Source organism: Granulicella sibirica (genome assembly GCF_004115155.1).
Classification (GTDB): Bacteria; Acidobacteriota; Terriglobia; order Terriglobales; family Acidobacteriaceae; genus Edaphobacter; species Edaphobacter sibiricus.
The window spans coordinates 2,472,859-2,487,282 of the sequence record NZ_RDSM01000001.1 but is presented as its reverse complement, the minus strand read 5'-3'; the positions used below and the strand labels follow the sequence as shown (position 1 = coordinate 2,487,282).

Here is a 14,424-nt window from a genome sequence, read left to right as displayed (position 1 = left end):
TCTCCTTCAAAGGCGCGCAGTGCGTCGGACGTGGGATGTCGGAAGTCGAAAATCGAATCAAGAGCTAAGGTTTTCGTGCTTGCCGTTTGATTGTAACGGCAAGATGCGAAAAGTGACTAGAGAAGAAACTGCCTCGCCACTTGCACGAGACAACTGGAAACAGTGCGCCCGGAGAAATGCTCAACTCCTTGTGATGCGATATATACAGGAGCTTCATATGTCCTGCCAAATTTCACTTCTTCGGAACCTGCATCGCGACATCAAGCCACGCCATGAGCAATAATCCTCAGCGAGGCCATCCAGCACAGTCTGAGGTTCCGAAAACGGCGTGGACCGCCGCTCTTCGCTGCTCCGCAACGATAGCCAAAGAAAGCGCTTTCGGCAAAAGTAAACTTGTAATGTCTGCCCGCCAGCATGCCAGACCCACGTAAGTCCAGGAACGAATCAGTTTTCGACGCGAATCCAAAGCCAGCAACGCAGCATGCCAGTTCGCGACTCAGGGCAGCCGCTTGAGGAGATCACCTTGTTCAGGACCACACACCCCGCAGCACTGCTCACAACCCTGGCATGTCTCGCCCTGGTTTTCTCCGGCTGCAAGGCCACCGCACCGCCAGCACTACCTCCGCAGGCGATGCCGGTCAAGGTTTCGCCTGTCTCGCTCACCCCTGTTCCTAATAGCGACACCTACGTCGCCACCATCAAGAGCCGTCGCTCCGCCACCATGCAGCCGCAGGTCGACGGTAATATCACCCGCATATTCGTAACCTCTGGACAAAGCGTCAAGGCGGGCCAGGTACTCATGCAGATCGATCCCCTCAAACAGCTTGCGACGGTCGAGTCGCAACAAGGCCTTGAGTCGCAGCAGAAGGCGATGTACGACTACAACAGGGCCGAGGTTGAACGTCAGAAGAACCTCTATCAGTCCGGCATCACCTCACGTCAGGTCTACGATCAGGCTGTGCAGGCCTTCGAGAACGCCAAAGGTTCCTTCAACTCGTCCGCCGCCTCCACCAACACCCAGCGTGAGCAGCTCGCCTACTACCAGATCCGCGCCCCATTCGCGGGAATAGTCGGAGACATCCCCGTTCACCAGGGCGACTACGTCTCCTCCACTACACTCCTCACCACCCTCGACGAGAATCAGCAGCTCGAGGCATACATTTACATTCCCACCGACCGCGCCGGCCTCGTCCACACCGGAATCCCGGTTGATCTCGTAGACACCTCCGGCACAGTGACCACCCGCTCTACCGTCTCCTTCGTCTCTCCTCAGGTCGACAACGGCCTCCAAAGCATCTTGGCGAAGGCGGAAATTCCCTCGTCCAGCAAGCTCCGTAATCAGCAGATCGTGAACGCCCGCGTCACCTGGAACACCAACCCAGCCCCGGTCGTACCCATTCTCGCGGTGACCCGTATCGGCGGCCAAGCGTTCGTCTTTGTCGCTCAACCCAAGGGAGACGGTTTCGTCGCCCACCAGGTAGCCGTCACCCTCGGCGAAACCGTAGGCAACAACTACCCCATCCTGGCTGGCCTCAAGCAATCCGACCGGGTCATCCTCTCCGGCCTCCAGTTCCTGCAAGAAGGAGCACCCGTAAGGCCCTTAGCCTAATCGCCTCCCGGTCTTTTACTCCCTACTCCCTCTTACCTACTCCCTGCACTGAAGGCCCTCCCTTGGTAGATTTCTTCATCCGACGCCCCATCTTCGCCACGGTCTTCGCACTCCTGATCGTGCTTGCCGGCGCCGTCTCCATCCCGACGATCCCCATCTCGCTCTATCCCGAGCTCGCGCCCCCGCAGGTTGTCGTTACCTGCAACTACGTCGGAGCCAACTCCGCCATCGTCGAATCCGCCGTCACCATTCCTCTCGAACAGCAGATCAACGGCGTCGAGGGCATGCGCTACATCAACTCCACAAGCTCAAACGACGGCACAAGCTCCATCACCATCACCTTCCGCACCGGCTATGACCTTTCCATCGCCGCCGTTGACGTTCAGAATCGCGTCGCGGCCGCCCAGGGACGCCTTCCCGCCGCCGTCAACAACACCGGCATCACCATCACCAAGGCGAACAGCAACTTCGTCCTCACCGCCGGCTTCGTCTCGCCCGACCACTCGCTCTCGCAGGCCTTCATCTCGAACTACCTCGACGTCTACGTCAAAGATTCCCTCAAACGCGTTCCCGGCGTCGGTGACGTCCTCATCTTCGGCGAGCGCAAGTACGCCATGCGCATCTGGCTCAACCCGGCCCTGCTCGCCGCCCGTCAACTCACCGCCCTTGACGTCACCAACGCTCTCGCCGAGCAGAATGTCGAAGTCGCCGCAGGCCAGCTTGGCCTTCCGCCATCTGACCCGAACCAGTCCTACCAGATGGCTGTCCGCGTGGTCGGCCGTCTCTCCGACCCGCGCGAGTTCGAGAACATCATTCTCAAAAACGCTACCACCACGACCAACGGCTCCGGCCTCGTGCTCCTCAAAGACGTAGGCCGGGCCGAGATCGGCGCCGAGGACTACAGCACGAGTCTCCGCTTCTCAGGAAATGAGGCCGTCGGCCTTGGCATTCAGCAGCTCTCGAACGCCAATGCCCTCGACGTCGACAAGCAATGCCGCGCCGTCCTGGCCGAGCTCAAAAAATCCTTCCCGCCGGGCCTTGAGGGCATCATCGCGGTCGACACGACGACCGTCGTCTCCGATTCCATCAAGGAAGTCGAAGTCACCATCGGCGAAGCCATCGGCATCGTCATCCTCGTCATCTTCCTCTTCCTCCAGGACTGGCGCGCGACCATCATCCCCGCCGTCACCATCCCCGTCTCGCTTATCGGAACCTTCGCCTTCATCAAGCTTTTCGGCTTTTCCATCAACTCCCTCACCCTTTTCGGGATCACCCTCGCCACCGGTCTCGTGGTCGACGACGCCATCGTCGTCATCGAAAACGTGCAGCGCCACCTCGAGGACCATCTGACGCCCGAACCCGGCGTCCCCGTCAGCGCAGCCATCCACGACCCCCACGAAGCCACCAGCGTCGCCATGGCTGAGGTGACCAGCGCCGTCATCGCGACCTCGCTTGTGCTTATCTCCGTCTTCGTTCCCGTCAGCTTCTTCCCCGGAACCACCGGCATCCTCTACAAGCAGTTCTCCCTAACGATCGCCTTCTCGATCGCGATCTCCGCCGTCAACGCCCTCACCCTCTCGCCCGCGCTCTCGGCCATCCTCCTTCGCCCCGAAATTCGCCACGGCGGCCTTCTCGGCCTGATCGACAAAGGAATTAAGCGAGTCATCGCCTGGTACGCCATAGCCGTGACCTGGGTCGTCAAGGTCCGCTACGCCGTCCTGCTCCTCTTCTTCGCCGGCTTGGCCGCCACCGCCTGGATCTACAACCACGTCCCCACCGCCTTCGTCCCGGCCGAAGACCAGAGCTACTTCCTCCTCATCATCCAGACACCCCCCGGAGCCTCGCTCTCCTACTCCTCCGAGTTCGCCGACCGCGTCTCCATCGAGGTACGCAACAACGAGGACGTCTTCGGCACCTTCTCTATCATCGGCTTCTCGCTCTCCGGAGGCAGCAGCCCCAACTCCGGCATCATCTTCGCCCCTCTCAAGCCGATCGATGAGCGCACAAAGAAAGGCCCCGGGCACTCCGCCCACGATGTCGTGACATCGATCTCGCCCAGGCTCTTCGCCATCCCCGGCGGCATCGCCTTCGCTGCTGAACCACCCGCCATTCAGGGCATCGGCTCCGTCGGCGGCTTCCAGTTCATGCTTCAGGACGCAGGCCGAAACACCTTCGCTGACATCGACCGCGTAGCCCACACCATGGTCGGCGAGGCCCGCATGCCCGGAGCCGGAGTCGCCAACCTGAACACCACCTTCACTGCCAATGACCCGCAACTCTATGTCACCATCGACCGCCAGAAGGCGAAGGCGATCGGTGTCCCACTATCCCAGATCACCGCCGCCATGAGCACCTTCATGGGTTCCACCTACGTCAACGACTTCGACTTCAACAACCGCGCCTACCGCGTCTACGTCCAGGCAGACCTGCCCTTCCGCCGCACCGCCCAGGATCTCCGCCAGTTCTATGTCCGCTCAGACACCAACCAGATGATCCCCCTCGACAACCTGGTCGTGGCAAAAGAAACCTCCGGTCCCCAGGTCATCTTCCACTACAACCTCTTCCGCTCTGCCGAAATCGACGGCTCCCCGGCTGAAGGCCTCAGCTCCGGCCAGGGCCTCGAAAACATGCAGAGGCTCTTCGACAAAAATAAGCTCCAGGGCATGACCTTTTCTTGGACCGGACTCGCCCTCGAAGAGATCGAGTCCGCCGGCAAGGCGACCATCATCTTCGGCCTTGGCCTCCTCGTGGTCTACCTCACCCTCTCAGCCCAGTACGAGAGCTTCGCCCTTCCGTTCATCATCCTTCTCGCCGTCCCCACCGCCATCCTTGGAGCCCTGTCCCTGATCGCCGCCCGCGGCCTCGTCGATGACGTCTACGTCCAGATCGGCCTGGTCATGCTCATCGGTCTCTCTGCCAAGAACTCGATCCTCATCGTGGAGTTCGCCGAGCAACAGCTCGCCGAAGGCAAATCCATCATCGACGCCGCCATCACCGCCGCCGAACTCCGCCTCCGGCCCATCCTCATGACCAGCTTCGCCTTCATCCTCGGCGTCCTTCCTCTCTACTTCGCCAGCGGTGCCGGAGCCAACGGACGCCACTCTGTCGGCACCGCCGTCGTCGGAGGCATGCTCCTCTCCACAGTCCTGAACCTCTTCTTCATCCCTGTCCTCTACGTCATCCTCAAGACCCTCCTCTCCACCTTCAGCCGCCGTGAGTCAGTCTCCGCAACCCCGAAAACAACATAAACGGACCTTTCGCACCCCATCCAGTCCATCGTGTAGGCATCAATCTGCATCTACGCGTCCAAGGGAGAAGCGTTCCCACGACGTGCCGAACCGGCAGGTACCAACCCACGTAGTCGGCCCCTTTGCTTTACACTCACCTAGGCGCTCGGTATCGTTGATCTTTGTGCACCGGGTATTTTGCAGCACACATCTCAAGTTTGAGCTTTTAGAAAGCATCAGGAGAAAGTCATGGCAGCAGTAGACGAAAAAGTAAAACAAATCATTGTCGAACAGCTTCAGGTGGATGAAGCCGAAGTAACCCCGGGCGCTTCCTTCCAGGAAGACCTTGGCGCCGACTCCCTCGATGTCGTCGAGCTCGTCATGCAGTTTGAAGAAGCCTTCGACATACAGATCCCTGACGAAGATGCTGAGAAGATCAAGACCGTCAAGGATGCCGTCGACTACATCGAAAAGAACCAGAAAGGTAAGTAACCGGTGGAACCACGTCGCGTAGTTGTAACCGGCCTCGGACTCGTCTGCGGCGTGGGAAAAACCGCGCCTGAGGTATGGGACGGGTTGTTGGCCGGCAAGAGCGGCATGGCTGAGATCAGGGCCTTCGATCTCACCGGCCACCCCGTCCGATTCGCGGCCGAAGTCAAGGATTTCGACCCGCACAAGTTCGTGGACAAGAAGGAAGCCCGCAAGATGGGCCGCTTCATCCACTTCGCTATGGCCGCTTCCCACGAAGCCATGGAGCACTCCGGCCTTAAGATCACTGATGAAAACTCCGACCGCTTTGGAGTCCACATCGGCTCCGGCATCGGCGGATTTGACGTCATCGAACGCGAGCACTCCGCCATGCTTGCCGGAGGTCCGCGTAAGATCAGTCCATTCTTTATCCCCGGCTCCATCGTCAATCTCGCCGCCGGCCACGTCAGCATCCGCTACAAGGCCCGCGGGCCGAACGAAGCGACCGCGACCGCCTGCACCTCGTCCGCCCACTCCATCGGCGACGCCTTCCGTATCATCCAGCGCGGCGACGCCGACGCCATGATCGCCGGAGGCACTGAAGCTGCCATCACCCCCATGGGCGTCGGCGGATTCGCCGCCATGAAGGCACTCTCCACCCGTAACGAAGATCCCGAACACGCCTGCCGCCCCTTCGACAAGGACCGGGATGGCTTTGTGGTCGGCGAAGGCGCCGGAATCCTCATCATGGAAGAACTCGAGTTCGCCAAGGCTCGCGGAGCCAAGATCCTCGCTGAAGTCATCGGCTACGGCATGTCCGCTGACGCCTTCCACATGACCGGCATGGCTCCCGAGGGCGAAGGCTGCTACCGTGCCATGAACGCTGCCCTCAAGGTGGCTGGAATCGAACCCGGCAAAATCGACTACCTCAACGCCCACGCCACCTCGACGCCCCTGGGCGACGCTTTAGAGTCGCGCGCCATCGAGAACCTCTTCGGCGACCGCGCGAAGAATCACGAGCTCCTCGTCAGCTCGACAAAGTCCATGACCGGCCATCTCCTCGGTGGAGCCGGCGGCCTCGAAGCAGGCATCACCATCCTCGCCATGCTTCACCAGATCGCCCCCCCAACGATGAACATCGTCGAACTGGACCCTCAGTGCCGCCTAAACTACGTCCCAAACAAGCCCCAACCCGCGAAGATCGACTACGCCCTGTCGAACTCCTTCGGCTTCGGCGGCACAAATGGTTCGTTAGTCTTCAAGCGCTGGACCGAATAACCAACTTCTTGAGTACGACATAGAGAACAGGGCGGGCCGTTAGTTGATGGCCCGCTCCAGAATTCCCTGGGTTATTTACAGAACGTCAGTTGACTTGTTGCGCCGGAGTCATCTGTCTCCCCGTCGGTGAGCGATTTGCGTGTGGTCAATCCGATCAGGTACGAGCAGGATGGCCACAGCGACACATCGATGTGAAATGTTCCTATTCCGCCTCGGGGTGCCGAGCCGCTTGGATATACCGGCAGTGGAAGTGGGATAGTCGCCGCGCTACTGATTCCCAGGCCCCACGAAGCCATGAGCTCGTGGTCGGCTGTGTAAAGGATATCCAGGCTGTTCGTGATCTCCGAGCAGGCAGTAGCCCCGACGGTATGAAACTCCGTCAAGTCCAGCTCCGAGACCTGGGTCCAGTTATTGATGAAGATATTCGGCAGGTTGTTCGTGAAGGTAGCAGGCTGACCGATGGGACCGGCCTCGAAGAAGATGCTGATGCTCATCCCCCCCTCGGGCGTCGTAAGAGCAAGGCCCGCCCCGTTCCCGGGCGCGACCCCTCCGGTGACGACGGAGGCCGAGACGAAGCGTAGCAGAGGGCCATAGAATCCGCTATCCAGCCCATTCTGGTCGACCGCGATCCATCCATCCGCGTCGGGAACGATGATATGTGGTGGCGGCGCACCCCACGGTGTTCCGGGAGGCAGCACAGGCGTCGGCGTGGGATCCGGTGTCGCGCCCGAACCCTGAATGTAAAGGTCCTGGAAGGTATAGGCGAGGCCCGTGCCAAACACGTCCCACTGAATGAGCCGTGTTCCTACGACGACCGGAGTCAGCATCCCGCCGGTGATCGGCTGCTGGGTGAGAACCGTCGGAGTCGTGTAGAGGAAGCGGTACTGCATCGGATCGGGGCTTCCCACGGGCGAAGTCTTCGGGCAGAAGCCCTTGAGCTTCAGGTCGCCTGTGAATCCGTAGTTCGGACCGCCGTGGCCGAGCACCATCTTATTGGTGAGTCCATTCGTGCTGCTGATGTCGCCACTGATGTCGAAGTCACCGACGTGCGTGAACAGGGGATTGTTGAACGGCGGGGTAGGGTTGACGTCAACGCACAGGTCGACGCAGAAGCATGGCCCCGAGTTCTCCCTATCGCGGTCGCGGCCGCGCGATGAGGGTTCCTGCAGAAGCACCGTGCCGCCGGAGTCCTCCACGTGGAAGTAGAGGTCCGGGCCGGACAGCTCGAAGCTGATGAAAGGGAACGGTGTCTTCTCGAAGTCTTCATGCGTGTAGTCAATGCGGAAGTGGCCGCTGGCGTCGGTGAACGCAGAGCCAAGATCATCGTCCTGGATCCAGTCCGTATCGAAGGCTGTGACCTTCACATTTGCGATCGCGCCTTTCGTCTGGCATTGCGTTACGTGCCCACAGATCACCCACGCATCGAACAGACTCCGGAAGTAGCACCAGAACCGGTACGGAATGCAGTAATTCCAACCCGCCACGAACCCGCCGTCTGTGCGTCCCCAGATCGGCTGAATCGTGGTGATGGTCGCCTGCCGCGGCTCCGCTACCCTGCGGCCCACCTTACGGTGCGGCACGGTGCCGCAATAGATATCGACCTCGAACGCTTCCCCTTCGTAGCCGCGTTCGCTGATTTCGATGGCGAACGCGCCTTGCGCGTCAGTCCGGCCCTCCGCCAAGAGAGAACCTTCTTTGCCGCGCAGCGTCTCGGCATCGAGGACGGCAAGCGTGTCCTTGGGATTGGCCACGGCGAGTCTTGTCACATTTTGATTCGGCTGATGACGATAGAGACGGACGATGATGTCCGAAAGAGGCTCGGAACAATCGACGCAGAGATAGCCGCAAAGCTTTCCTTTGAAAAGATAAGACATACGGTCCTTCCAGGGTGCTCGAGAGATAGGACGATGCTTATCATCGGCCATTCCCATAGTGATCAGGGGAAGGACACCGTTTCTGCATCACTCGTCTATTTTTAGGAAGAGGTCCGCCTCGTGAGATTCCTCGGAGCCGCGTCTCCCCATCGCCGCTGATCGGCCACGACGACCGGTGACTCCCACCACCCCAAAAAACTCCCCAAAAGCGTCATAACCCGACCCGAAAGATTTGCGTCTTACGAAGCAGAAGAAAAGGAATCCGTCGATAGGAAGAAAGGAACCGGAAGGAGCAAGACCATGACGCCGCGAAGACGACGCCTCGATATCACCTCCCTCCTCCTGTTGCCCGGTCTTGCGCTCCACGCTCAGACCACGTTTCACACTTCCACCCCGCACGCCGTCAGCGCAACCGTCCTCACCGAAGGCTCCGGGTCTGCCGAATCAACCATCGCGGCGATCGTCCGCGAGAACGAAACCCTCGCCTACGTCGACGCGCTCCCCGCGTTCCACACGGAAGCCCTCCCCAACGCTCCAAGCTGGAGTCTCCCCACCGCCCCCGCACCGCTGCCACCCTGCCCCAGTTCGGCCCTCGTCACCGGCGAGCCCCAGCCCCCCTGCATCGCCATCAACCCCTACCACCGCTTCCTCGACACCACCGCGCCCGTTCCCATGACGCCCACCCAGAAGGCCTACCTCGCCTTCCATAACTTCCGCGATCCCGGCAACATCATCACCATCGTAGGCACTGCCGCTTTCACCGTTGACACCAACTCACACACCGCCTATGGCCCGGGCTTCGGTGGCTTCCTTCGCGACACCGGCTACAGCTTCTCCCAGGACGTCACCGGCGAGTTCTTCGGAACCTTTCTCATTCCCTCACTCTTCCATGAGGATCCCCACTATCACCGCGAACCCGGAGCCCCCTTCCGCCACCGCCTTGTCCACGCTCTCTCCCGCACCATCATCGCCCAGCACGACGACGGCTCCTCCATGCCCAACTACGCCGTCCTCTTCACCTACCCCATCAGCGCCGAGATCAGCAACCTCTACGTCCCCGGCGTCCATGGAAACGGCCCATCCACGGTAGAGCGCATCGCCACCGGCCTCGCCACCGACCCGGTCAACAATCTCATCACCGAGTTCTTACCCGACGTCGCCCGCCACATCAACACCCGCGCCATCTTCATCCAGCGCATCGTCAACATGGTGACCGCTGGCAACGCCCAGATGGGCATGCCGTAAGCCAACTCAAGCCTGCGCCTGGTCCGTCTCATCGCCACGCCGCAGCCGCAACCCGCTCCAATCCTCAGCCACCACAATCGAATCTGCCGGATTCAAATGGTCGTACCGCACCTGGATCGGCAGGTCGATCCGCACCCCCCGCACCCGATCCTGCAGCACCGACACATCCTGCACCGCCTCATACCGCACTCCTGCGATCCCGTAGTGATACATCAGCTTGTGCGGCGACGTCTCGTCCGTCCGGAAATCCTCCCCCAGAAAACTCCCATCGACCATGGTCGTATCCACTAGACTCCCATCCGTGATCCGCCCGGTCAGAGCCAGTCTCTCCCGCCGAGCTCGTTCCACCTGCTCCGGAGTCGGTCTCGGCTTCCGAAGCACCATAAGGAAGACGCCTGCCGCCACGGCGAACAACCCCACACCGGCGGCCGCCGCCTGTTGGTGTGAGGTCAGATGGACACTAAAAGGGAGATGAGGCACCGGGATCCTGGGTATTCCTTGCATCAGGATACCCGACGCGCCTTTAGTAGCTTCGCTGATACATCCGCGAGATGCGATCGTGCCACCCCAGCCGATCATCGTCAAGACAAGCCCACAGGAATCCAAAACCAAGCGGAAGCAAGGCCAGCAGCATGGCAAACGTCCTGCGCCGCATCGCTGCACGAGTTGGGTTGTCGTCCGAGAAGGTACACAGCCCGATCCGCGCGTACCGCATCCCAGGGGTCGAATCCGAGAAGGTAAAGAAGAGCATCTGGTATATCAGGAAGAATGCCGCCAACACCCCACCCGCCGCAATGCCCATCACCGGCAGCGAAGGCAGTGCGGGCGCATAATACGCAAACCCCGTCCCAAACGCCACCGTAGCGCCAGTCACCAGGCATCCGTCAACTAACCCAGCCATGACCCGTCGCGAAACCGGAGCAGTCTGCGGTGGCAGCACCACCGAGTACTCCTTCTCTTCAACAACCTCTTCCTGCACCTCGGGCTTCAGCGCATCGAGCCAGATCGAAGACCACTCCGGCGCCACCGACTCCCCTGCCGGAGCCGCCGAGATCTGCGTCGCCTCGACCTCGAAGATTCGAAGCTGTGCTCCGTCATGGGCCATCGCGCCATCTTCGCGAAGCGGCCCCTCGGCATACCGAGGCCGAGCCTTCCGCGTCGCAACAAGCTGCCGGGGAAACTCGAGCAGGTTTCCCGGAATAGGAGTCGTGGGCCGCTCCAGCTCAAACGTAGGAGCCTGCCGAAACTCGATCTCCTCATCGAGCGCCCGTCTCTCCTCGTCATCCAGGCGAACCTCGGCTTCAAAATCGAGACTCCCCTCCCGCCGCGACACATCTTTGTGAGGCCGTCCAACATCCTCATACAGCCGCACCGAGAACCCGGACGACGACGTCTGCTTCACGGTCACTTTCTGCTTCGCCACCGGCGGCGCAACAGGAGCGGCGGCTGGTGGCATCTCTTCCTTGAACCACCGCGCCTGCGGCTCTACAGCCAACGGCTCCGCAATTGGCTCTACATAGATCTCGGCAACTTGAGTGAACGCAACCGGCGCAACCACGACTGGCGCAACCACGACCGGTGCGAGCGCGATCGGCTCAACCAGAACTGGCGCAAACACAGCCCGTTCCGCCGCCTCGATCTCTGCCTTGTGCGCCATCTCAGCGAGCATCTCTCTCTGCGCCTCGGCGATCGCTCGGGCATTGCGTGCCGCGACCTCCGCCGCCGCCTGCGCCTGCTGCAGCGCCTTCTCCGCTTCGGCTTGAAGAAACGCGTTGTAGCTCTGCGACTGCGCATATCGCTCCGCCACCGCGGCGGCGATCTTGTTCACACGTGCCGGGGCAGGAGCCGGGGCCTCAAGCAGCGTGGGCTGGTGACTCGTCTGCTCCCGGCCAATCCTCGTGCGCCGGGCCCGATGCGCCGCCAGCCGTTCCGCCACCTGTTGCTTCAGTGGCGAGGACACCATGTGCGCTAACGCCTCGTCGTGATCGGACGTCTCCAGTTGTGCAGCGCTCATTTTGCTCAAACCCTGACCCGCTTCCGTGAAATCGTTTAGCCTGAATCTGGTGGTACGCGTACAAGCATGAATCAAGGCAGTTCAGCAGGCGGCCGGCAGTTGGTTCCACTTCCGGAGCCCATTCCCTGCATTCCATTCCCTACTCAGCCTACGCAACCAGGAAAGCCTCGCTTGCCCCGCTTGAAATCTCAATTGGGTAGCTTCATCTTCTTAACTACCACGCTGCTCTCTTTATCGAGGGCACAACTCTCGGCCCAGGAGTTGACCACCAAGGCACCCCCCCAGGCAACAGCGGAAGACCTTCCAGAAGCTCCCCCGCAATACCCCGTCGCCCGGATCGTTCCCGCCAAAGACGAAGCCTCGGACATCAAGATCCTTGCCGATACCCAGACCACGGTGGCCGGCCACTTCACCCTCGATGGCAGCGTCGTCATCACCTACGGCGACCGCACCGTCGAGGCCGATCACGTCGAGTACGACCGCGAATCCGGCGACCTCGTCGCCACCGGCCATCTCGTCGCGACCGGGGGCACAAACCAGGAACGTATCGAAGCCTCCCACGGCACCATGAACCTCAAGACCCAGACTGGCCGCTTCTACGACGTCAAGGGCTCGGTCGGCATCAAGAAGAAAAACTCCCGCCTCGTCTACACCAACGGCAACCCCTTCCTCTTCAACGGCCGCCTTGTCGTCAAAACCGGCCCCCAGGCCTACGACGTGTACGACGGCTCCGTCACCTCCTGCGCCCTGCCCCATCCCGATTGGATCCTCTCCGCCGGCCACTTCAACATCGACGGCGAACGCGCTAGGGCCAGTAACAGCATCTTTCACCTCGTCAACGTCCCCGTGCTCTACCTGCCGTACGTCACCCACGCCGTTGACACCGAGGACCGGCAGAGCGGCTTCCTCATCCCTGTTATCTCACAGTCCTCCTCCAAGGGCCTCATCATCGGCGAACAGGTCTACCTCGCCATCAACCGCAGCACCGACCTCACCGTCGGCGCCGAGTACTTCTCCCTCCGTGGCTACTCCCAGATGGCCACCTTCCGCTTTCGTGGCCGCAACGACGACTTCGTCCGCGCCCACTACTCCGGCCTCCTCGATCGTCTCCAGGGCTCCGCAAACCAGGGCGGCGAGGACTTCCTTCTCTCCGGCCGTCACGACTTCACCCCTCACACCCGCGTCGCCACCGACGTCGAGTACCTCTCCTCCTTCACCTACCGCGCCGCCTTCTCCGAGAGCTTCAACCAGGCCGTCTCCTCCGACATCCTCTCTGACGTCTACGTCACTCACGACCACGACGGATACGTCGCCACCGGCCTCGTCGACCGTTACCAGGGCCTCAAACGAATCGCCTCCGTCGCCGCCGACGGCTCCATCATTGTCGGCCAGCAAGTCCGGATCTTCCACGTCCCATCCCTCGATCTTTCCTCCGTCGACCACGCCCTCGGCCGCAGCGGCTTCGTCTGGAACTTCGACGTCGACGCCTCGGGTCTCAAGCGCGTTCAGCCCAACTTCCAGACCGCTGGCGTCGTCGAGCGATTCGATCTCCATCCCGAACTTGCCTACCCTCTGAACGCCGGAGGCTGGCATCTCCGCCCAAGCATCGGCGCCCGCGAAACCTACTACAACCGCAGCCGTTCTTCCAACATCATCCCGAACCCTACCGAGAGCACCGCCGGCATCAATCGCTCCGACGTCGAGATCCAGGTCGACGCCCGCGCCCCCGTTATCGAACGCACCTTCGACTCCGGCTTCATCCGCCGCGTCCTCGGCAGTGACGTTAAACACACCGTCGAGCCCTCCGTGACCTACCGCTACGTCACCGGCATAAACAACTTCGCCAACATCCTCCGCTTCGACGACCGAGACCTGGCCAGCAACACCAACGAGCTTGAATATGGCGTCACGCAGCGCCTCTTCCTCCGCCCCCGCGCGCGTAAGGCCCCCTGCACCACCGACGCCGAACAGATCGAAAATCCCCTCCTCAGCTCCGTCGACAGCATGATCGACACCCCCACGGACAGCGTCGCCCCCCAGCCCGGCTGCGGAACTCGCGAGTGGATCACCTGGCGTCTCACCCAGAAATACTTCTTCAACCCCACCTTCGGCGGAGCTGTCCAGAACGGACGCCGCAACCTTTTCGACTCCACCCTCGACTTCTCCGGAATTGCCTTCCTCACCGAGCCCCGCGAGATCTCCCCGCTCATCTCCCGTCTCCGCATGCGCGCCTCGGAAAAGGTCGACTTCGAATGGGACGTCGACTACGACACCGGCGCAAAGAAGTTCACCTCCTCAAACGTCTTCGTCGACGTCCACGAGGGTGTCACCTTCGCCGGCCTCTCCTACGCCCGCCTCAACGCACCCGGCCGCTCATACTCCGAGGGCATCGCATCCGCCGTCTCCGACTTCAGCCAGATGCGCGTACTCCTGGGCTTCGGCGCCCCCACTCGCGCGGGCCTCTCGGTCGCCGGAAACGCCGGCCTGGACCTCAACGTAGGTTCGGTCCAGTATGCCGCTCTGCAGACCTCCTACAACTGGGACTGCTGCGGCTTCTCCGTCGAGTACCGCAAGTACGAACTAGGCTCCGTCCGCAACGAAAACGTCTATCGCTTTAACATCACCCTCGCGAACATAGGCACCGCCGGCAACCTCAAACGCGCCGAACGCCTCTTCTAAGCGAGCCCGCACCCAACCCACCCGCGCAAC

At 61.3% G+C, this 14,424-nt stretch carries 9 protein-coding genes; 6 read left to right on the top strand and 3 right to left on the bottom strand.

Annotated elements, in window-relative coordinates:
* Positions 1-523 precede the first annotated feature (523 nt).
* The 4 genes from GRAN_RS10350 to fabF all read left to right on the top strand — a co-directional run bounded on the left by GRAN_RS10350 (position 524) and on the right by fabF (position 6,582).
* Entirely contained in the window at positions 524-1,609 is a 1,086-nt protein-coding gene (locus tag GRAN_RS10350; protein ID WP_241654453.1) for an efflux RND transporter periplasmic adaptor subunit, read from the top strand.
* 62 nt (positions 1,610-1,671) lie between these two features.
* On the top strand, positions 1,672-4,857 hold the full coding sequence (locus tag GRAN_RS10345) for an efflux RND transporter permease subunit (protein WP_128912787.1): 3,186 nt from the start codon (positions 1,672-1,674) through the stop codon (positions 4,855-4,857).
* A 228-nt stretch (positions 4,858-5,085) separates the two neighbouring features.
* A complete protein-coding gene (locus GRAN_RS10340) occupies positions 5,086-5,328 on the top strand; it encodes an acyl carrier protein (RefSeq protein WP_014263586.1) in 243 nt (80 codons plus the stop codon).
* Positions 5,329-5,331: 3 nt separating this feature from the next.
* Positions 5,332-6,582, top strand: coding sequence for a beta-ketoacyl-ACP synthase II (gene fabF / locus GRAN_RS10335; protein WP_128912786.1), 1,251 nt, complete (start codon positions 5,332-5,334; stop codon positions 6,580-6,582).
* A gap of 71 nt (positions 6,583-6,653) precedes the next feature.
* Here fabF and GRAN_RS10330 read toward each other — a convergent pair whose 3' ends face one another.
* On the bottom strand, positions 6,654-8,456 hold the full coding sequence (locus tag GRAN_RS10330; protein WP_128912785.1) for a transthyretin-like family protein: 1,803 nt from the start codon (positions 8,454-8,456) through the stop codon (positions 6,654-6,656).
* 300 nt (positions 8,457-8,756) lie between these two features.
* Here GRAN_RS10330 and GRAN_RS10325 point away from each other — a divergent pair, with 300 nt between their 5' ends.
* Positions 8,757-9,701, top strand: coding sequence for a hypothetical protein (locus GRAN_RS10325; protein WP_128912784.1), 945 nt, complete (start codon positions 8,757-8,759; stop codon positions 9,699-9,701).
* A gap of 6 nt (positions 9,702-9,707) precedes the next feature.
* Here GRAN_RS10325 and GRAN_RS10320 read toward each other — a convergent pair whose 3' ends face one another.
* Positions 9,708-10,181, bottom strand: a complete 474-nt coding sequence (locus GRAN_RS10320; protein WP_128912783.1) for a hypothetical protein — start codon at positions 10,179-10,181, stop codon at positions 9,708-9,710.
* Between the two features lie 43 nt (positions 10,182-10,224).
* Positions 10,225-11,715: an RDD family protein gene (locus GRAN_RS10315; RefSeq protein ID WP_128912782.1), complete on the bottom strand. Its 1,491-nt coding sequence runs from the start codon at positions 11,713-11,715 to the stop codon at positions 10,225-10,227.
* 171 nt (positions 11,716-11,886) lie between these two features.
* Here GRAN_RS10315 and GRAN_RS10310 point away from each other — a divergent pair, with 171 nt between their 5' ends.
* Positions 11,887-14,394, top strand: a complete 2,508-nt coding sequence (locus GRAN_RS10310; RefSeq protein ID WP_241654452.1) for an LPS-assembly protein LptD — start codon at positions 11,887-11,889, stop codon at positions 14,392-14,394.
* Positions 14,395-14,424: the final 30 nt, after the last annotated feature.

Coding starts and splice junctions, on each gene's coding strand:
- GRAN_RS10340 (WP_014263586.1), top strand. CDS start 5,086: ATGGCAGCAGTAGACGAAAAAGTAAAACAAATCATTGTCGAACAGCTT.
- GRAN_RS10330 (WP_128912785.1), bottom strand. CDS start 8,456: ATGTCTTATCTTTTCAAAGGAAAGCTTTGCGGCTATCTCTGCGTCGAT.
- GRAN_RS10325 (WP_128912784.1), top strand. CDS start 8,757: ATGACGCCGCGAAGACGACGCCTCGATATCACCTCCCTCCTCCTGTTG.
- GRAN_RS10315 (WP_128912782.1), bottom strand. CDS start 11,715: ATGAGCGCTGCACAACTGGAGACGTCCGATCACGACGAGGCGTTAGCG.